This is a genomic window from Faecalimonas hominis (assembly GCF_054660755.1).
In genome coordinates this window covers 1-19,316 of record NZ_BAAHSH010000015.1, presented here as the reverse complement: position 1 = coordinate 19,316, position 19,316 = coordinate 1, and the positions used below count along the sequence as shown (strand labels likewise).

The 19,316-nt window shown below is 33.6% G+C and carries 19 protein-coding genes; all 19 read left to right on the top strand.

What is annotated here, in order from left to right:
- Positions 1-33: 33 nt before the first annotated feature.
- The 19 genes from ACYQ35_RS02225 to ACYQ35_RS02135 all read left to right on the top strand — a co-directional run bounded on the left by ACYQ35_RS02225 (position 34) and on the right by ACYQ35_RS02135 (position 19,271).
- Positions 34-636, top strand: a complete 603-nt coding sequence (locus ACYQ35_RS02225) for a hypothetical protein (RefSeq protein ID WP_459829772.1) — start codon at positions 34-36, stop codon at positions 634-636.
- A gap of 15 nt (positions 637-651) precedes the next feature.
- Positions 652-816 (top strand): hypothetical protein, encoded by a 165-nt coding sequence (locus ACYQ35_RS02220; RefSeq protein ID WP_172618729.1) that lies wholly within the window; start codon positions 652-654, stop codon positions 814-816.
- Positions 771-1,457: a YveK family protein gene (locus tag ACYQ35_RS02215; RefSeq protein ID WP_009462298.1), complete on the top strand. Its 687-nt coding sequence runs from the start codon at positions 771-773 to the stop codon at positions 1,455-1,457. Before ACYQ35_RS02220 ends, ACYQ35_RS02215 begins: the two co-directional genes overlap by 46 nt.
- Before the next feature lie 6 nt (positions 1,458-1,463).
- On the top strand, positions 1,464-2,189 hold the full coding sequence (locus ACYQ35_RS02210; protein ID WP_009462299.1) for a CpsB/CapC family capsule biosynthesis tyrosine phosphatase: 726 nt from the start codon (positions 1,464-1,466) through the stop codon (positions 2,187-2,189).
- Positions 2,190-2,191: 2 nt separating this feature from the next.
- Complete coding sequence (locus tag ACYQ35_RS02205; protein ID WP_009462300.1) at positions 2,192-2,863, top strand: CpsD/CapB family tyrosine-protein kinase; 672 nt, start codon at positions 2,192-2,194, stop codon at positions 2,861-2,863.
- A gap of 45 nt (positions 2,864-2,908) precedes the next feature.
- Entirely contained in the window at positions 2,909-4,771 is a 1,863-nt protein-coding gene (locus tag ACYQ35_RS02200) for a polysaccharide biosynthesis protein (RefSeq protein WP_459829766.1), read from the top strand.
- A 4-nt stretch (positions 4,772-4,775) separates the two neighbouring features.
- Positions 4,776-6,467, top strand: a complete 1,692-nt coding sequence (locus ACYQ35_RS02195) for a sugar transferase (protein WP_459829762.1) — start codon at positions 4,776-4,778, stop codon at positions 6,465-6,467.
- Between the two features lie 22 nt (positions 6,468-6,489).
- The gene (locus tag ACYQ35_RS02190) at positions 6,490-7,584 is read left to right on the top strand and encodes an EpsG family protein (RefSeq protein WP_459829759.1); all 1,095 of its coding nucleotides are present in this window, start codon (positions 6,490-6,492) and stop codon (positions 7,582-7,584) included.
- Entirely contained in the window at positions 7,535-8,317 is a 783-nt protein-coding gene (locus tag ACYQ35_RS02185; RefSeq protein WP_459829776.1) for a glycosyltransferase family 32 protein, read from the top strand. The genes ACYQ35_RS02190 and ACYQ35_RS02185 overlap by 50 nt, the downstream gene beginning before the upstream one ends.
- Complete coding sequence (locus tag ACYQ35_RS02180; RefSeq protein WP_459829756.1) at positions 8,299-9,513, top strand: glycosyltransferase; 1,215 nt, start codon at positions 8,299-8,301, stop codon at positions 9,511-9,513. The genes ACYQ35_RS02185 and ACYQ35_RS02180 overlap by 19 nt, the downstream gene beginning before the upstream one ends.
- Before the next feature lie 36 nt (positions 9,514-9,549).
- A complete protein-coding gene (gene wecB, locus ACYQ35_RS02175) occupies positions 9,550-10,644 on the top strand; it encodes a non-hydrolyzing UDP-N-acetylglucosamine 2-epimerase (RefSeq protein ID WP_459829753.1) in 1,095 nt (364 codons plus the stop codon).
- Between the two features lie 154 nt (positions 10,645-10,798).
- Complete coding sequence (locus ACYQ35_RS02170) at positions 10,799-11,923, top strand: glycosyltransferase family protein (RefSeq protein ID WP_459829749.1); 1,125 nt, start codon at positions 10,799-10,801, stop codon at positions 11,921-11,923.
- Entirely contained in the window at positions 11,923-12,825 is a 903-nt protein-coding gene (locus ACYQ35_RS02165) for a glycosyltransferase family 2 protein (protein WP_459829746.1), read from the top strand. The genes ACYQ35_RS02170 and ACYQ35_RS02165 overlap by 1 nt, the downstream gene beginning before the upstream one ends.
- 59 nt (positions 12,826-12,884) lie before the next feature.
- Positions 12,885-14,048 carry a glycosyltransferase gene (locus ACYQ35_RS02160; RefSeq protein WP_459829743.1) on the top strand — a complete coding sequence of 388 codons (1,164 nt, stop codon included), beginning with the start codon at positions 12,885-12,887 and terminating at the stop codon, positions 14,046-14,048.
- A gap of 30 nt (positions 14,049-14,078) precedes the next feature.
- Positions 14,079-15,233 (top strand): polysaccharide pyruvyl transferase family protein, encoded by a 1,155-nt coding sequence (locus tag ACYQ35_RS02155; RefSeq protein WP_459829740.1) that lies wholly within the window; start codon positions 14,079-14,081, stop codon positions 15,231-15,233.
- A 10-nt stretch (positions 15,234-15,243) separates the two neighbouring features.
- Positions 15,244-16,413, top strand: a complete 1,170-nt coding sequence (locus ACYQ35_RS02150; RefSeq protein WP_459829736.1) for a Coenzyme F420 hydrogenase/dehydrogenase, beta subunit C-terminal domain — start codon at positions 15,244-15,246, stop codon at positions 16,411-16,413.
- Positions 16,414-16,533: 120 nt separating this feature from the next.
- Positions 16,534-17,961, top strand: a complete 1,428-nt coding sequence (locus ACYQ35_RS02145; protein WP_459829732.1) for a lipopolysaccharide biosynthesis protein — start codon at positions 16,534-16,536, stop codon at positions 17,959-17,961.
- Between the two features lie 3 nt (positions 17,962-17,964).
- Entirely contained in the window at positions 17,965-18,906 is a 942-nt protein-coding gene (locus ACYQ35_RS02140; protein WP_459829730.1) for an acyltransferase family protein, read from the top strand.
- Positions 18,907-18,986: 80 nt separating this feature from the next.
- A complete protein-coding gene (locus ACYQ35_RS02135) occupies positions 18,987-19,271 on the top strand; it encodes a transposase (RefSeq protein WP_459829726.1) in 285 nt (94 codons plus the stop codon).
- The last annotated feature ends 45 nt before the right edge of the window (positions 19,272-19,316 follow it).

Genomic DNA, 19,316 nt, shown 5'->3' with positions numbered 1-19,316 from the left:
TTCGGTTTACAATTGAGGTAGGAGGGAATAAAAATGCAGAAATTAGGAAAGAAATTTTTGGGCATGGTACTTGCAGGTACTTTAAGTATTGCAATGGGAATTACCGCATTTGCAACTCCAAGTCCTGAGAAGAACGCCGTTGTGACAGAATATACAAAAGCAGTAGATAAAGATGGCAAGAACGTGGAAATTATTATTGAAGAACTTACGGAAGAGGGAAAAACAGCAGCAAAGTTATTGCAAAGCAAAGAAACATTAAAAGATATTATCGGAGATAGCTATGTGGACGGAATGGAAGTTGTTGATGTCCGCGAAGTAAGAGCAGTAGGAAATCCGTCATTCCCGGTGACGATTACTTTCAAAGTTCCGGGGGTGTTAGCGTCAACAAATGTAGCAATTCTTCATTATGAGAATGGAGCATGGACAGAAGAACCGTCAAAAGCGGGCAAAGGTACAATCACAGCAACATTTGATTCTTTGTCACCGGTAGCATTTGTAGTAGACAAGAATACATCTGCTTCTTCCACAGAATCGCCAAAGACAAGTGAAACTCCTAGGGTAGCAGTTGCGGGAGTTGCTGCAATCGCAGCATTGGCAGGTGCTGTTGTGTTTAGAAAGAGAACGGCATTCAAATAGAAAATAAGACAGATTATGTGGGACAGCGTTGTTTTTAAAACAATGCTGTTTTTCATGTCGGCAGGGAGAAATTTCCTGCATGAAGTGAAAGATAAAAGTAAACAGCAAACAGATGACAGACAACAGGAGGAAACATGGAAGAAAGAACATGGGAAAACGAGGAAACAGGGATTGATTTAATAGAAATATTGAATCTGTTATTGCGAAAATGGTGGCTTATTCTTTTAAGTCTGGCAGTGGGAGTATGCGCGGCATTTGGATATACGAAAATATGCGTAACACCGTTGTATCAGGCGTCATCAATGATATATGTGCTGGGAACCCAAGGGGGAGAGTCCATTAATATCAACCTGAGCAGACAGTTGACTTCAGACTTTATTACATTGTCGAAGAGCCGACCTGTTATTGAAGATGCGATTAATAGAGTAAATTTGGATATGACATATGAAGAAGTTGCAGGAATGATTTCCGTTGAAAACCCTACAGACACAAGTATGTTAAAAACAACAGTGACAAGCGCTGATCCTCAACTGGCAAAATCTTTATCAAATGCAATGTCAGACACATTGGCAGAGAGAATTCAGGAAGTAATGGGAAAAGATAAACCAAGTACGGTAGAAAAAGCGATAGAGCCAAAATATCCGGTGACACCGAACACAACCAAGAACATGATAGTAGGCGGTCTTTTAGGAGCGGTACTGATGATGGGAATTCTTGTTCTTCTTTTCCTTATGGACGACAGAATCAAAAATCAGGACGATGTTGAGCGGTATTTACAGTTGAACGTATTGGCGTCTGTTCCGATTGAGAGAAAGAGATAAAAAAGTATGAGAGGATTGACTGATATACATAACCACATTCTTCCCATGGTTGATGATGGGGCAAAGACGGTAGTGGAAGCGTTGAAAATGATTAAAATGCAGGAAAATGACGGGGTCAAAAATATTATTCTGACTCCACACTATCGAAAAGGAATGTTCGAGACATCGGCGGAAGAGATTGAGTGGAAGTTTCATAAATTTCAGGAATATGTAGAGAAAAAGGGATTTGACGTAAATTTATATTTGGGAAGAGAATGCTATGCAGATACGGCATTGATGGAAACACTTCTTAAAAATCCGAGTTTTCAGATGAATGGAACAAGATTTGTACTGGTTGAATTTTCTTACCATTATGATTTTCAGAAGATCCGCAACAGTGTATATGAACTGGTATCGGAAGGATATAATCCTATATTAGCGCATATTGAGAGATATGCCTGCCTGAATAAACATAAAGAGTATATCGAGGAACTAATACAGATGGGAGCCTATATGCAGATAAATACGTCGGCGGTGCTTGGAAAGATGGGATTTTCTCAAAAACATTTTTGTAAAAAAGTGCTGCAGGAACATTTAATCCATTTTATTGCAAGTGATGCTCACAGTCTGCAGAAAAGAAGACCAAATATGAAAGAATGTAAAAAATATGTGGAGAAAAAAGTGGGAGTAGAATATGCGAATGAGATATTTGTCAGAAATCCACAGTTAATACTAGAAGAAAATAGGAGATAAAGATGAAAAAGATTGAAATTACACAAGACGAACTTTCATACGAACTAGAAGAAGAAATCAAAACACTGAGAACAAATTTACTGTTTTGTGGAGATGATAAAAAAGCCATTTTGCTCACCAGTTGTTTTCAGGGGGAAGGAAAGACAAATACGGCATTACAGTTGGCGCAGTCTTTGGCTGCCATGCAGAAAAAAGTGCTGCTTGTAGATGCTGATTTGAGAAAGTCTGTATTAATCTCAAGATTAAATGTGGGAAAAGTAGAATATGGATTGTCGCATTTCCTTTCCGGGCAATGTTCTCTCGGGGAAGCCGTAGTGTCAACGAATATTCCGCGATTCCACATTATGTTTTCCGGACCGAGCGTTAAAAGTTCAGCGGAATTATTGACAAACGAGCGTTTTGAGAAGATGATGGATTCTTTCCGCGAAATTTATGATTATATTATTATCGATTCAGCGCCGCTTGGAATGGTCATCGATGCGGCAATCGCAGCAAAGCAGTGTGACGGGGCAATAATGGTTATTGAATCAGAAAAGGTGAAATATCGCATTGCGCAGGAAGTTAAGAAAAAACTGGAAAAAAGCGGTTGTCAGATTCTCGGTGTCGTACTAAATAAAGTGCCGAGAAGAAACAGAAAAAAATATTATGGGTATGGGGAAAAATACTATGGATAGTATTAAAATGAGATAAAGTAATGGAAAAATATGAGGAGGCAAATGATGAAAAGAACTGAAAAAAATACTCAGTGGCATATGCGCGTCATATTACTGCTGGCAGGAGATATCATAGCCATAATGTTATCGTCATTTCTTGCATTGTGGCTTCGTTTTGAATTAGTTTTTGCAGACATTGACAGAATTTTTCTGGAATCCATATACCAGTATGCAGTAATTAATATTATTTGTACAATAGCAATCTTTTATGCATTTCACTTGTACACAAGTCTTTGGAAATACGCAAGCGTAAATGAACTGGTAAATATAACTCTTGCAGTTGTTATATCGGGAATTGTAAATGCGGTTGGAATGAGGGCATTCCAAAATCCCGTTCCGAGAAGTTACGATATTTTATATACAATGTTCCTTCTTGCAATGATGATTGGTATTCGATTCTTCTATCGCTTTGTGCGATTTATGAAAACGGAATATTTTATCAGAAACAGAAAAGAAATGTCCAATGTAATGGTAATCGGTGCGGGAGATGCGGGTGCAGCCATTGTAAAGGAATTGCGTTTGAACGAGACATTAAAGAGAAGAGTATGCTGTATGATCGATGATGATCCGGCAAAAAAGGGGAAATATGTTCAAGGCTGCCTTGTAGTAGGCGGAAAGAAAGACATTATCTCCGCAGTTGAAAGATATGGGATAACCCAAATTATTATCGCAATGCCTTCGGCGCCGAAATCTACGATTAAAGAAATTGTAGACCTTTGCCAGCATACAGAATGTAAAATCCGCATTCTTCCGGGAATGTATCAACTGGTGAGCGGAGAGGTGAGCGTATCCCAACTTCGTGATGTAGAAATCGGAGATTTGCTCGGAAGAGAACAGATAAAAGTAAACTTAAATGAAATTTTAGGATATGTACAAAACAAAGTCGTACTTGTAACAGGCGGAGGCGGCTCCATCGGCAGTGAAATCTGTCGCCAACTTGCAGGACATGGTGTAAAACAGTTGATTATTGTGGATATTTACGAAAACAATATCTATGAGATTCAACAGGAACTGAAGAGAAAATATCCTGAATTGGATCTTGTGGCTCTGATTGCTTCCGTGAGAAATACCCACAGAATCGATGAAATCATGGGTAAATACAGACCAAATGTTGTTTACCATGCGGCAGCACACAAACATGTGCCGTTAATGGAAGACAACCCGAACGAGGCGATTAAAAACAATGTATTTGGTACATATAAAACTGCATCAGCAGCAGGAAAACACGGTGTTGAGCGTTTCGTTCTCATTTCAACGGACAAGGCGGTAAACCCAACAAATATCATGGGAGCGTCCAAACGTATGTGTGAAATGATTGTACAGACGTTGGACAAATTCTACCCGACAGAATTTGTTGCAGTTCGTTTCGGAAACGTTCTCGGAAGTAACGGAAGTGTTATTCCCTTATTTAAGAAGCAGATTGCAGAGGGAGGACCGGTCACGGTTACGCACCCTGACATTATCAGATATTTTATGACGATTCCGGAAGCGGTATCTTTGGTACTGCAGGCGGGAGCGTACGCCAAAGGTGGGGAAATATTCGTTTTAGACATGGGAGAACCTGTGAAAATAGCAGATTTGGCGAAAAATCTTATCCGCTTTTCGGGATTTAAAGTAGGGGAAGATATTGAAATTAAATATACGGGACTTCGTCCGGGAGAAAAATTATACGAAGAGCTTCTCATGGACGAGGAAGGTTTGCAGGCAACGGATAACAACCTGATTCATATAGGAAAACCGATTGATATGAACGAGGCTGTATTTATGAGACAGTTGAAGGAATTGAAAGCGGCTTCGGATAAGGACAGCGAGTTAATTCGCCAGATGGTGAAAGAGATGGTGCCGACGTATGTGATGAAAGAGGAGTAGAGGAATGGAACAGAATCATTATTTGAAAATAAAAAGAAGTATAGATATTATTTGTTCATTAGTGGGACTGATTTTGTTATCACCCGTTTACTTAATCATATGTATTGCCATTAAAATAACATCACCCGGATCGGTTTTATTCAAACAAAAACGTGTAGGATTACATAAAAAATATTTTAATATACTGAAATTTAGAACGATGAGAATCGACACACCAAAAGATATGCCGACACATTTACTTTCTAATCCGGATCAGTATATTACAAAAATCGGAAAATTTTTAAGAAAAACATCATTAGATGAACTTCCTCAAATTATTAATATCTTAAAAGGCGATATGAGTATTATCGGACCACGTCCGGCACTTTGGAATCAATATGATTTACTTGCTGAGCGAGATAAGTATGGGGCAAATGATGTCACACCGGGACTTACGGGTTGGGCACAGGTACATGGACGCGATGAATTAGAAATTGAAGTAAAGGCAAAATTAGATGGTTTTTATGTAAAACATATGAGTTTCCGTATGGACGCTATTTGTTTTGTGCGCACTATTTTTTCTGTTTTAAAGTCAGAAGGAGTGGTAGAAGGCGGAACAGGAGAAATGAATAAAAAAAAAGATAAAATTTTGATTATAACAAACCACTCTTATATGCTGTATCAGTTCCGAAGAGAACTGATACAAAAATTATTGGAGAAACATGAAATTGTCATCAGTATGCCTTTTGTAAAGAAGGAAGATGAATTTCAGAAAATGGGTTGCCGTTGTATAGAAACAGAGGTAGACAGACGAGGAATTAACCCAATTACCGATTTAAAATTGTTGAAAACTTATTCTAAAATTATAAAAAGTGAAAAACCTGATTTAGTAATTACATATTCTATTAAACCTAATATATATGCGGGAATTGTTTGTAGATTTAAGAAAATTCCATATGCGGCAAATGTACAGGGATTAGGAACGGCATTTCAGAAAAAAGGATTGGCATTTTTTGTAACTATGCTCTATAAGTTTGCATTTGGGAAAGTGAAAACAGTATTTTTTGAGAATGAAGCGAATGCAGAAGAATTTCAAGTAAGAAAGATTATTCCACTTTCGAAACAGACAATATTAAATGGAGCAGGAGTAAATTTGGAGTATTACTCATATGAGGAATATCCACAAGAAGAGAATGAGGTACATTTTTTGTTTGTTGGACGTATTATGAAAGAAAAAGGAGTGGACGAACTTTTTGCATCAATGCGTCGGCTGAAGAAAGAATACAAAGATAAGATTATTCTTGATATGATAGGATTTTTTGAAGATGAATACAAAGCAGTTGTGGAAAAATTAGTGGAAGATAATATTGTAGTTTTTCACGGGTTTCAAGAAGATACCAGACCGTACTATAAGATGGCACACTGTGTTGTACTTCCATCTTATCATGAAGGCATGAGTAATGTTCTTTTGGAATCAGCAGCATCGGGACGGCCTGTAATCACAAGTGATATTCCGGGCTGTAGAGAATCTGTAGATGATGGTAAGACGGGATATTTGTGTGGTGCAAAAGATCAAAAAAGTTTGTATGAAAAAATGAATCAGTTCATTCAACTTTCATTTGAAGAAAAGAAAAAGATGGGGAAAGACGGAAGAACAAAAATGGAAAATGAGTTTGATAAGAAGATGGTTGTAGAGGAAACGATAAAGGCACTGTAACCATAGTAGGAGAGAATACAATATGTCAGAATATATTCTAGTTTTAATTTGGCTCGCAGTGGCTGGTCTGATATCAATAGAGATACCTAAACAAAAAATGAAATTTGGGGATAAAATAGAATATAGATATCCAATTTGGTGGGCAATAATTATTATGTTGCCGATTATATTTTGGGCTGGAACGAGAGAGTACATAGGAGATACATACGTTTATGCAGGAAACTTTCAAAGTATGCCACAACAGGTAGGGGAAATAGCAACTTATATGAGTGGTATTACAAAAGATAAAGGGTTCTCCTTTTTTTCTGTGTTAATAAAAATTTTTATTACATCAGATAAAACAATATATTTCTGTATCCTAGCAGCAATACAGGGAATTATATTGGTTAGACTATATAGAAAATATTCGTTGGAGTATGTAACAAGTATTTTTTTATTTATTGCGTCAACGGATTATATATCGTGGATGTACAATGGAATTCGTCAGTTTACAGCAGTGACGATAACGGTATTAGCATTTGAGTGGGTATTGAAAAAAAAATATATGCAGGCAATATTGATTATTCTTTTGGCGTCCTTATTTCATAAAAGTGCTCTTATTATGTTGCCGTTTATCTTTATTTGCCAAGGAAAAGCATGGAATAAGAAAACATTGTTATTTATAGGGCTTATTATTATAGCAGTGGCAGGGATTGAAAAATTTACTGGCGTTTTAGATACGGTTTTAGCAGAAACGCAGTATAAAAATGTTGTTTCTGATTGGCAGTCTTTTCAAGATGATGGAACAAATATTTTGCGTGTATTAGTTTATGTTGTTCCAACTATATTGGCATTTTTAGGTAGGAAAAAAATAAATAGAGAAAATGACACGATTATTAGTTATTGTGTTAATATGTCACTGATATCAGCAGGATTTTACATTGTGTCCATTTTTACGAGTGGAATATTTATAGGTAGAATTCCGATTTATTTCTCATTATATAATTATATTTTATTGCCGTGGGAGATTAAAAATATATTTGAAAAGCGTAGTGTGATTATGATGCGCATATTTATGATTTTGGGATATTTGGCGTTTTATTATTATAGTATGCACTGTTCTTGGAATTTTATTTAAGTTTAATTGTGAGGAGGTTAAAATGATACCAAAAAAAATACATTATTGTTGGTTTGGACGTGGAGAAAAAACTAAATTAGCACATAAATGCATTAATAGTTGGAAAAAAATGTGTCCAGATTATGAGATTATTGAATGGAATGAAGACAATTTTGATTTAAATTATAACGAATATACTCAATACTGTTATGAAAATAAAAAATGGGCGTTTTTGAGTGATTTAGTTAGACTTATAGTTGTAGAAAAATATGGGGGGATATATTTTGATACAGATGTAGAGGTGATTTCTTCATTTGATAAGTTGTTAGGGTATGATGCATTTTTTGCCTTTGAAAATAGTCAAAATATTGCTTCAGGCTTAGGGTTTGGAAGTGTGGCTAGGCATTCAATAGTTAAAGAAATGATTAAACTATATGATGATTTCCACTATGATTCTAATGGAAGAATGGAAATGATAGGCTGTCCAATATTAAATACAAAGGTACTGTTATCTTTTGGATTTAAGATTAACGGAGAGCGTCAAGAAATAGATAGAGTTGTTACTCTTCCAGTGGAATATATGAATCCATATGATGACCCTACGGGTTTAATGAATAAAACTGCTAACACCTTGAGCATTCACTGGTATGCGAAAAGTGCTTTAAGTAGAAAAGCAATTTTACGCAGTAATATTACCAGAGTATTTCATAGGCTGTTTGGAAAAGATTGTTTTGAATGGATAAAAAGGAAATGAAAAAAATTTTAATATTTTCTCATGCAATGGAACTTGGGGGAGCAGAACGTGCATTGCTTGGGCTGTTAGAAAAAATTGATTATGAAGTTTTTGAAGTTGATTTGTTTTTAATGAGACATAAGGGAGAATTACTTCCTTATTTGCCAGAAAAAGTTCACTTACTTTCAGAGATACCAGAATATGCGTGTCTTGCTGTGCCAATTATTAATGTGATACGCAGTAAAAAAATAGGGGTAGTATTAGGGAGAATATTAGGAAAAGAGTTAGCAAAGAAAAAAGTAAAAAAACTACATATTAATGGGGAAAATGCTATTGGCTTAGAATATAGTCATAAGTTTACAAAATTGTTTATGCCCCCAATAGGGAATAGTGAATATGATTTAGCAATTAGTTTCTTAACACCTCATTATTTTGTTGCTGAAAAAGTAAACGCAAAGAAAAAGGTTGCATGGATTCATACGGATTATTCCCAAATTAGTGTGGATATTACATCAGAATTGCAGATGTGGAATCAATATGATTATATAGCATCAATTTCGGATGATGTAACAGAAAGTTTTCTTAAAGTATTTCCAACTTTGAAATCAAAAATCCGATTAGTAGAGAATGCGATGCCAACAAAATTTATAGCAAAACAAGCGGTTGAATTTTCAGTAGAGAATGAGATGTCTAAAGATGGAAGTGTTAAGATATTGTCTATAGGACGATTCTGTAAAGCAAAAAATTTTGATAATGTTCCAGATATTTGTAAGAAAATTCTTAATGCAGGAGTTAATGTAAAGTGGTATTTAATAGGATTTGGAGGAGATGAAGAATTAATACGGCGAAAGATAGTTGAATATCAGATGGAAGAACGAGTAATCATACTTGGAAAGAAGGTAAATCCCTATCCATATATTAAAGCATGTGATTTATATGTTCAACCAAGTCGCTATGAAGGGAATTCTGTTACTGTACATGAAGCACAGTTTTTACACAAACCAGTTGCTATTACAAAATATACAACCGCAGATAGTCAACTTAAAGATCAGGAAGATGGAATAATAGTTCCGATGGATAATAATGGATGTGCAGAAGGAATTGTTTCGTTGCTGAAAAATCCTAAAAAACTAGAAATGTTAAGGAATAATTGTAGTACGAATGATTATGAAAAGTCAGATATTTGGAATAGAATAGAGGGTTTTATGGATAATTAGTAAAACATAAGTACTGTAATGAGTAAGGAGTAGAATATGAAAAAAATAATGTTGGTTTTTGGAACACGCCCTGAAGCGATTAAAATGTGTCCATTGGTAAATGAATTAAAGATGAGAAAAAGCATAAAAACAATTGTTTGTGTTACGGGTCAGCATAGAGAAATGTTGGATCAGGTACTAGAGATTTTTCATGTTATTCCAGATTATGACTTGTCGGTTATGAAGGAAAAACAAACACTATTTGATATTACAAGTAATATTCTAACGAAAATAAAAAGCGTTTTAGAGGAAGAGCAACCGGATGTTGTGTTAGTTCATGGAGACACATCAACAACATTTGTTACTGCATTAGCTTGTTTTTATTTACGTATACCAGTAGGACATGTGGAGGCTGGATTAAGAACTTATAATATTTATTCACCATATCCGGAAGAGTTTAATAGACAGGCTGTTAGTATTATTAGTCAATATAATTTTGCGCCAACAGAAGTTTCTAAGCAAAATTTGTTGCGGGAAGGAAAAAATGCATGTAGCATTTATGTTACTGGAAACACAGCTATTGATGCTTTAAAAACAACGGTCAAAGATGATTATACTCATCCTGAATTGGCATGGGCTAAGGGAAGCAGATTGATAATGATAACTGCACATCGTAGAGAAAACTTGGGAAAACCAATGGAAAATATGTTTAGGGCGATTCGTCGGGTCATGAAAGAATATTCGGATGTAAAGGCGATATATCCTATTCATATGAATCCTGTAGTAAGAGAGATTGCAAATAGGATATTAGCAGATGAAGAAAGAATACATATTATTGAGCCATTGGAAGTGGTGGATTTCCATAATTTCTTAAATAAAAGTTATTTGATTCTTACAGATTCAGGCGGAATACAAGAAGAAGCTCCGTCATTGGGGAAACCAGTTCTTGTATTAAGAGATACAACAGAGAGACCAGAAGGAATATCAGCAGGAACATTGAAATTGGTGGGTACGGAAGAAGAAATAATTTATCAGAATTTTAAATTGTTATTAGAAAATGAAGTTGAATACAATAAAATGAAGAATGCCAGTAATCCGTATGGTGATGGTTTTGCATCAAAAAGAATTGCAGATATTTTATGCTCTGAGTAAAAACACAATATAATGAAAATAAGGTAACAAGGAGAAGAAAATGAGAGTGCTATATGTTGTGGGGACTTGCCTTACTAAAAATACGTCAGCCAATATGAGTCATAATTGTTATATACAGGGCTTGTTGGAAAATGGCTGTAAGGTTGACATTATAATGGCAAATGATAGTTGGGGAGAGAGTGATAAAGGTCTTCCAAAATGGGAGAAAGCTCAATATTATATATATAATAATGTTTCTAAAATAGAAAAATTAAAAAGGCGGTTTCGAAGAGTAGGACTTTCACAAGAAGTTGATAATCAAAAAAACAATAAAATAGAATCTTCGTCAAGAAAAGTGCCAGTAAAACAAAAAGTTAGGTATGCATTGAAATCAACTTTTTATTTTTTATTCCCAGTAGATCCTATATACCCATTGGAAAAAGAATGGATAAAGAACGCTAGGAATTATTGTAGTTCGAAGAAATATGATTTGGTAATTTCAAATTCAAGTCCGGCTGCTAGTCATAAAGTAGTATTAGAATTATTAGATAGAGGAAAAATTAAATTTGAACGATGGGTACAAATATGGGAAGATCCGTGGTATTTTGATTTATATGGTGGACATACAGAGATGATTAGAGAAGAAGAGCATCACTTACTTTCCCGAGCATCTGAAATTTATTATGTAAGTCCGCTTACATTGATGTATCAAAAAAAATATTATCCGGATTGTGCAGAAAAGATGAAATTTGTTCCATTACCAGCAATGGAATATGAAAAGGAAAGTAGTAATAGAAAAAGCAATGGTACTACTTTTGGGTATTTTGGAGATTACTTTAGTAAAACAAGAAATCTACAACCATTTTATGAAGCAATGTGTTTAAATAATAGTTATGGATATATTTATGGTGATACAGATTTAAAGTTGAAAGAAACAAAAAATCTTAAGATAAAGGGACGAGTAACACTAGATGAATTAGTTGAAATACAAGAACAGACGGATGTTTTAGTTCATTTATGCAATTTGCAAGGAGGACAAATACCAGGGAAAATCTACCATTATTCTCTGACGAATAAACCTATTTTATTTATTTTAGACGGAACAGAAAAAGAAAAACAAATGCTTTATGATTATTTTAAGCAGTTTAAACGGTATTATTTTTGTAATAATGATATAGAGAGTATTTTAGACGGTATTAAAAAGATAGCGGGAAAAGATAAGCAATTGAACTTTGAAAAAGTTATGGAATTTCAACCTAAAGAGGTTGTGAAAAAGATTCTTTTTGGGGAGGAAATATGATGACAAAATTGACAATACATACAGCAACATATAATAGAGCATATATTTTAGATAAGGCATATGAGTCATTAAAAATGCAGACAAATAAGAATTTTGAATGGATAATTACAGATGATGGTTCAACAGATGGAACTGAAAAGTTAGTTAAAAGTTGGATGAATAATGAAAATGGTTTTTCGATTATATATAATAAGTTAGAACATGTTGGAATTCCAAGAGCATTGAACTTTGGAGTAAATGAATCATCTACAGAATGGTTTATGATGCTTGATTCAGATGATTATATTTTACCCAATACGGTAGAACTTGTATTAAAGTGGTTAGAAGAAATAAAAGATGAACCGAAAATTGCGGGGATTGGATTTGCTAGATGTTTTCCGAATGGGGAATATATGAAAAATCAGATTCCTCAAATAGATAAAGCAATAGGGTTTGTTGATGCAAGCCATATTGAGCGTAAAAAATATAATTTAGATATGGATATGTGTGAAGTTCATAGAACAGAACTCTTTCGTAAGTATCCCTTTGAAGTTTGGCCGGATGAGAAATATGCACCAGAACAATTAAACTTTTTTAAGATGGCGTTATGTGGTTGGAAAATGCGTTGGAGAGCAGAAAAACTATATATTTGTGAATACCTTCCAGATGGACAGACAAAAGATGATTGTTTAGTGAAAAATAATCCTATGGGATTTGCGATGATGCATAATCAAAATATGCTTATACATAAAACGATTAAAGAGAAATCCCATGATGCTATTCAAATGATTGCATTGACTTGCTATGCTAAAAATTATCAGTATTTAAAACAGTCAAATAGTAAATTACTCACTATATTATTAATGCCAGTAGGGTTAATACTTTCACAAAGACGCAAATATCAATATAAAAATATGATTTAAAGAGAAAATATAGATTTAAAATTGTGACATACTGATTTAATATGAAGGATGGTAAGAAGATGAAAATATTAATTACTAATGGTCACCTTGGAATAGGAGGCGTTGAAAAATCCCTCGTGGATTTACTAAAATCTATAGATTATAGTAGACACCAAGTTGATTTATTACTATTTGAAGGATTAGGAGAATATTTACCACAAATTCCATCAGAGGTTAATATTATTTTATGTGATTTGCGACCTACTTATGGTTCTTTCAAAAAAAAGATGATAGACTTCATCAGTAAGAAAGAGTTTCGTAATATAGTTATAAAAATAATTCTTATGCTTAGAAGTAGAATTAGTGTGAAGTGTACTGCTTTATTACGTGTATTAAATATTACAGATCGAGAATATGATTGTGCAATTGCATATAGAGTTGGTATCAGTAATGATTACATTAGTTTTTGCGTTTCGGCTAAAAGAAAATATATGTGGTGGCATCATGGAGAATTTGAGTATGGACAAACCACAGTAAAAAATTGGAAATGTGCTTTAAAGAATATAAACTCAATAGTATGTGTTTCAAATGCTACGAAAGAATTAATTACACCGCGTTTTCCTGAAAAAAAAGATGACATTCTTGTATTGCCGAATATGATAATCGTTGATGAACTTATACAGAAAGGGAAGGCATTTCATCCCTATAAAGCGGATAAAGAAAATTTCAAAATAGTTTCTGTAGGAAGATTATCTGCTGAGAAGAGAATGATTAATATTATATATGTGATGGATGATTTGATTCAACTTGGATATAAAAAAATCAAGTGGTACATTGTAGGTGATGGAATAGAGCGTGAGAATATTGAGAAAGAAATTTTAAAAAAGAATTTACAGAAAAATATTATATGTGTGGGAAGTCAAAAAAATCCATATCCTTATATTGCAGATGCAGATTTGTATGTACATCCATCATATGTAGAATCACAGGGATTAACGATTTTGGAAGCAATGACTTTGGGAATACCATGTGTTGTTACAAAATCTAGAGGCCCGTGCGAATTTATTCAAAATGAAAAAAATGGTCTGTTAGTAGAACCATCTCCTGAAGCACTATTCGAAGGAGTTAAACAGATTATAGATGATAAGAATTTATTTGAAGTAATTAAAAATAATACATCTTGTCCGGAATATTTCCGACAAGAATGCATAATAGATCAATTTGAGTGTTTAATAAATTGCTAATTAAAAGATAGATATTACAAGGAGAAGGTTATGAAATATATACTTTATGGGAATGGTGGAAGTGGTAATCATGGATGTGAAGCAATTGTGCGTGGAACAAAGGCTTTATTGAAAGAGGAACCTGTTATATATTCAATTGCACCAGAAGAAGATAAAAAATATGGATTGGAACAAATTGGAAATGTACGTTTATCAATTTCAAAAAAGAAATTTAATTTTTCGATGTTATATGCATATTTAAAAATGAAAATTACTGGTAATTATCGCGATATGGACGCTGCTATTTATATTCCTATGATAAAGCAAGCAAAAAGAGAAAGTGATATTGCGCTTTCTATTGGAGGAGATAATTATTGTTACAAAGGAACTGAAATATATAGGGATTTAAATAGAATTTATCATCAAAAAGGTTTGAAAACAGTATTATGGGGATGTTCTGTTGAACCAGATATTGTTCAGGAACCAGAAACTTCAAAGGATTTGAGAAGATACAATATGATTGTAGCAAGAGAGAGTATTACATATGAAGCGATTAAAAAGATTGGTGGAAATGTAATTTTATCCCCCGATCCGGCTTTCTACATGGAACCGCAAATATGCGAAATGGATTCGAGACTTTTAGAAGAGGATGTTATTGGAATCAATATTAGTCCTATGATTTTAAAATGTGCAAAAAATTCTGATATTGCATATAAAAATTATTTGGAATTAATGAAGTATATTATTGATGAAAGTAATGCCACAATTGCGTTGATTCCGCATGTAGTTTGGGAGAACAATGATGACAGAAAAGTTTTGCGAAAGTTATATGAGGATTTAGGAAAAAATAAGAGAATTGTGTTAGTTGAAGATCATACCGCACCAGAATTAAAATACATAATTTCTCATTGCAGGTTATTTATAGGGGCGAGAACACATGCTACTATTGCAGCGTATTCTAGTTTAGTACCAACATTAGTTGTGGGATATTCGGTAAAAGCAAGAGGAATTGCAAAAGACCTTTTTGGAACAGAAGATAAGTATGTAATTCCAGTGCAGGAACTACAAGATTCAATGACCTTGGTAGAAACATTTAGGTGGTTAGATAATAACTATAAAGATATCCATAAGCACCTAAAGGAAATAATGCCTCAATATATGTCAAAAGGGTATAAAGCAAAAGAGAAAATTTTAGAATTGTTTTAGGTGAATCATTGTGGAAAAGAAAAAAGTTAAAAATGTGTTAAATCAAAAGGAAGAGTGTTGTGGTTGCTCATCCTGCTATAATATTTGTCCGGTTCAAGCGATTGAAATGCAACCAGATGAGGAAGGATTTTTATATCCCACAATTTCAGAAAAAAAGTGTATAGGTTGCGGCAAATGTAAGAAAGTATGTCCGATAATTCATAAACCGCCAAAACTCCCTTTAAAACTAGCATATGGTTGCTATGCAAAAAAACAGGAGGAACAGATGGAAAGTAGTTCTGGAGGAGTTTTTTCGGTTTTAGCAAGAAAAGTGCTTTTAGAAAATGGTATCGTATGTGGAGCAGCATATGATGAAAAGCAACTGGTTTTTCATTTGATAATAGAATCTGAAAATGAATTATCCAGACTTAAAGGGACGAAGTATGTTCAGAGTCGTATTGAAAATGTTTTTACGGACATTAAAAAATTTTTGATTCAAAATAGGATGGTGTTATTTTCGGGAACCCCATGTCAAGTGGCTGGATTAAAAAGTTTTTTGGGAAAAGAATATGATAAGTTAATATGTGTTGATTTGATTTGTCACGGTGTTCCATCACCAAAAGTATGGGAACATTATTTAAAACAAATTTCTAAGGGAAATAAGGTTGAAAAGGTAACCTTTAGAAATAAAAGTCAGGGAATGGATAAAATTACGTTAGATTATTATTTAAATGATGGAAATATTATAAAAGAAAGTTATTCGGAAAGTTTATATATGAAAGGATTTATTCAGAATTTATATGTGAGACCATCATGTTTTGAATGTAAATTTAAAGGTGCTAGCAGATGTAGCGATTTAACAATAGGAGATTTCTGGGCAGTCAAAGAGTACCATCCAAAGTTTCACAATAATAATGGAGCATCAGCTATTATTATACATAGTGAAAAAGGGGAAAAATGGATGGAAAAAGTAGAAGAGGATTTGTATATTGTACGTTCTACTATAAAAGAAATTGCTTGTTGGAATGAATGTTTACTTGAGTCTACTGTAAGAAATAATCGACGAAAAGATTTTTTTTCACAATGGAAGGATAAAGAGTTAGATAATTTATTAAAAGAACTTACCACTAATTATGTGAGAAAAGAGAAGTTGACAGCACTACAAAAAATAAAAAGAAGTGTAAGAACGTGGTTGAGATAGAAAAGGAATTATAAATATGAAAAAACAAATGAATCAATTAAGAGCAGGAGCAGCTCTTTCATATATTAACTTAGCACTGAGTAGTCTTATCCCTTTTTTTATACTCCAGTGATGCTACGTATGTTAGGGGAGGCAGAATATGGATTATATTCTCTTTCTTCTTCTGTAATCAGTTATTTATCGTTACTAACATTTGGATTTGGAAGTACAATTGTTCGATATATAACTATGTTTCGGGCAACAAATGAAAAGGAAAAAGAGGAAAAAGTATTTGGATTTTTTTTAGCATTATACTGTGGAATTGCATTAATTGTTATGATATGTGGTTTTGCTATTGCTAATAATGTCGATTCAATATTTCATAAAGGATTGTTTCCGGAAGAAATAAAGAAAATGTATATTCTTGTTTTGATTATGACATTTAATTCGGCATTATCTTTTCCGATAAGTGTGTTTTCATCGGTTATAATGTCACATGAAAAATACATTTTTCGTCGGCTTGTAGATATGTTTTCTACCGTCATTGCACCAATAGGAAATTTAGTTGCGCTTTATCTGGGATATGCATCTGTAGGAATGGCTATATCAAGTACAGTTATTCAGTTTATTATGCTTCCAATAAATGTGATTTACTGTTTGAAGGTATTAAAGATACATCCAAGATTATCAATATTACCAAAGCCAATGATAAAAGAAATGCTGGGTTTTTCAATATTTGTTTTCATTGGAACGATAGTAGATATGCTATTTTGGTCTACAGATAAGGTGATTTTAGGAATGATGGCTAGTAGTACAGCTGTCGCAGTATATAATATTGGCGGAACATTTAATGGAATGGTGACAAGTTTATCATCGTCAATTTCTGGAGTATTAACACCGCGTGTTACAACAATGGTTGCACAAGATGCAAAGAAAGGGGAACTAACAGACCTGTTTATTAGAGTAGGAAGAATACAATATTTGATAGTTGCTTTGGTGATATCAGGATTTGCTGTTTTTGGTCAGGAGTTCTTAATATTGTGGGCAGGCGAGAAATTTTTGAAATCATATTGGATTGCTATTTTAACACTTCTCCCATTATGTATACCTCTTATTCAAAATACTGGAGTTAGTATTGTTGTTGCACAGAACAAGCATCAGTTTCGCTCAATTATATATTTGATTATTGCTATAATTAATGTTATTTCTACATATTGTGTAGTGCCTTATTTAGGAGAGGTTGGAGCAGCTTTATGTTCGGGAGTGTCGTATATCGTGGGTCAAGGTATTATTATGAATGTGTATTATTATAAGGTTACCGGGATTGACATTCCTCTTTTTTGGAAAAATATTTTTCAAATGTCAAAAGTACCTGTAGCGATGTTTTTACTAGGGATGATTATCAATTATTATATCAATATTAAATCGTGGATTCCTTTTTTTGTAGCAATTACAATTTATACGGTTTGCTACTTAGTTTTAATGTATAGATTTGGATTAAACGAATATGAAAAAAATATACTAATGGACCCGATAAATAAAATAAAACTTACAGTAAAAAGGAATTGAAAAATGTATGAGGAAAAGTATAATTTTACAGATAGACAGACGATAGATATTTTTAAAATGTTATGTGCAATTCTAATTGTATCGATACATATTAGACCATTTTTGTCATTTTCAAAGACTTTAGACTTTTTTGAGGGAGATATCATCGCACGAATTGGAGTTCCATTTTTCTATACCGCTTCTGCATTCTTCTTTTTTGAAAAAATTCTTTTTTCAAAACAAGGGAAAATTATTAAATGTCAAGAAAATAGTTTGAAACTAACAAAGTATCTTAAAAGAATAATTCTATTGTATACTATTTGGTCAGGAATTTACTTATTGTGGCAAGTACCATATTGGAATTCTATTGGTTGGAGTGGAGTGAGTGCAGTAGTAGATTATGCAATTGCTTTTTTTATTCGAGGAACAGTATATCATTTTTGGTATTTTGTAAGTTTGATTTATGGAATGATTTTCTTGTATAAACTATTACAGGTAGTGGAAATGAAAAAGGCTTTTTATGTGGGATGTATTTTATATTTGATAAAAAGTTTAATATATGGATATTCATGGATTGGAGTTCCGGAAATTAAAATGATAGAACATATATGGAATCTGCTTAGTGGAGTATTCGATGGAATCTGTCTTGCGTTACCATGTATGTTGGTTGGAGTGTTGGCTTCGCAAAAACATGAAATTTATTTAAAAGTTTCTCAATATAGAGGATGGGGAGTTGTTATTTCCTTTGGTGGTTTAATGATAGAGGCTTCATTATTATATTTTTTTGGTGTTAATGATGGGAAATATTCATATATAATTTTTACATTTCCATTATGCATTTTTTTATTTTCATGTGTATTAGAAAAGAAGATATATGTGAGAAGGAAATGGGGAAAGAAGATAAGAAATTATAGCACACTAATATTTTGCGTACACCCATTACTGATTTATGGTGTTAGAATATAAATAGTACAAGTCAAAATGAGAATTCCTTATAAGAAAAATTATGGTACAATGTAGGTACCGCACTGAAGGAGGATCTCATTATGGCAAAGCACTATGACAAACAATTTAAGCTGGATGCAGTCCAGTATTATCATGATCACAAGACCTTAGGACTGCAGGGCTGTGCTACAAATTTAGGAATCAGTCAGCAGACTTTATCACGCTGGCAGAAAGAACTGCGTGAAACAGGTGATATTGAAAGCCGAGGTTCCGGTAACTATGCTTCTGATGAAGCAAAAGAAATCGCACGATTAAAACGAGAATTACGAGATGCACAGGATGCCCTTGAAGTATTAAAAAAAGCAATCAACATTCTGGGAAAATGACGGAAGCCATTTATCTCGAAGTTACGGAGATGGCAGAAACTGCCC

Bases quoted from the DNA above. Each gene is read 5' to 3' on its own strand.
- ACYQ35_RS02220 (WP_172618729.1), top strand. From the start codon at position 652: ATGTGGGACAGCGTTGTTTTTAAAACAATGCTGTTTTTCATGTCGGCA.
- ACYQ35_RS02135 (WP_459829726.1), top strand. From the start codon at position 18,987: ATGGCAAAGCACTATGACAAACAATTTAAGCTGGATGCAGTCCAGTAT.
- ACYQ35_RS02215 (WP_009462298.1), top strand. From the start codon at position 771: ATGGAAGAAAGAACATGGGAAAACGAGGAAACAGGGATTGATTTAATA.
- ACYQ35_RS02165 (WP_459829746.1), top strand. From the start codon at position 11,923: ATGACAAAATTGACAATACATACAGCAACATATAATAGAGCATATATT.
- wecB (WP_459829753.1), top strand. From the start codon at position 9,550: ATGAAAAAAATAATGTTGGTTTTTGGAACACGCCCTGAAGCGATTAAA.
- ACYQ35_RS02140 (WP_459829730.1), top strand. From the start codon at position 17,965: ATGTATGAGGAAAAGTATAATTTTACAGATAGACAGACGATAGATATT.
- ACYQ35_RS02200 (WP_459829766.1), top strand. From the start codon at position 2,909: ATGAAAAGAACTGAAAAAAATACTCAGTGGCATATGCGCGTCATATTA.
- ACYQ35_RS02210 (WP_009462299.1), top strand. From the start codon at position 1,464: ATGAGAGGATTGACTGATATACATAACCACATTCTTCCCATGGTTGAT.
- ACYQ35_RS02195 (WP_459829762.1), top strand. From the start codon at position 4,776: ATGGAACAGAATCATTATTTGAAAATAAAAAGAAGTATAGATATTATT.
- ACYQ35_RS02170 (WP_459829749.1), top strand. From the start codon at position 10,799: ATGGCAAATGATAGTTGGGGAGAGAGTGATAAAGGTCTTCCAAAATGG.
- ACYQ35_RS02205 (WP_009462300.1), top strand. From the start codon at position 2,192: ATGAAAAAGATTGAAATTACACAAGACGAACTTTCATACGAACTAGAA.
- ACYQ35_RS02160 (WP_459829743.1), top strand. From the start codon at position 12,885: ATGAAAATATTAATTACTAATGGTCACCTTGGAATAGGAGGCGTTGAA.
- ACYQ35_RS02180 (WP_459829756.1), top strand. From the start codon at position 8,299: ATGGATAAAAAGGAAATGAAAAAAATTTTAATATTTTCTCATGCAATG.
- ACYQ35_RS02190 (WP_459829759.1), top strand. From the start codon at position 6,490: ATGTCAGAATATATTCTAGTTTTAATTTGGCTCGCAGTGGCTGGTCTG.
- ACYQ35_RS02145 (WP_459829732.1), top strand. From the start codon at position 16,534: ATGTTAGGGGAGGCAGAATATGGATTATATTCTCTTTCTTCTTCTGTA.
- ACYQ35_RS02225 (WP_459829772.1), top strand. From the start codon at position 34: ATGCAGAAATTAGGAAAGAAATTTTTGGGCATGGTACTTGCAGGTACT.
- ACYQ35_RS02155 (WP_459829740.1), top strand. From the start codon at position 14,079: ATGAAATATATACTTTATGGGAATGGTGGAAGTGGTAATCATGGATGT.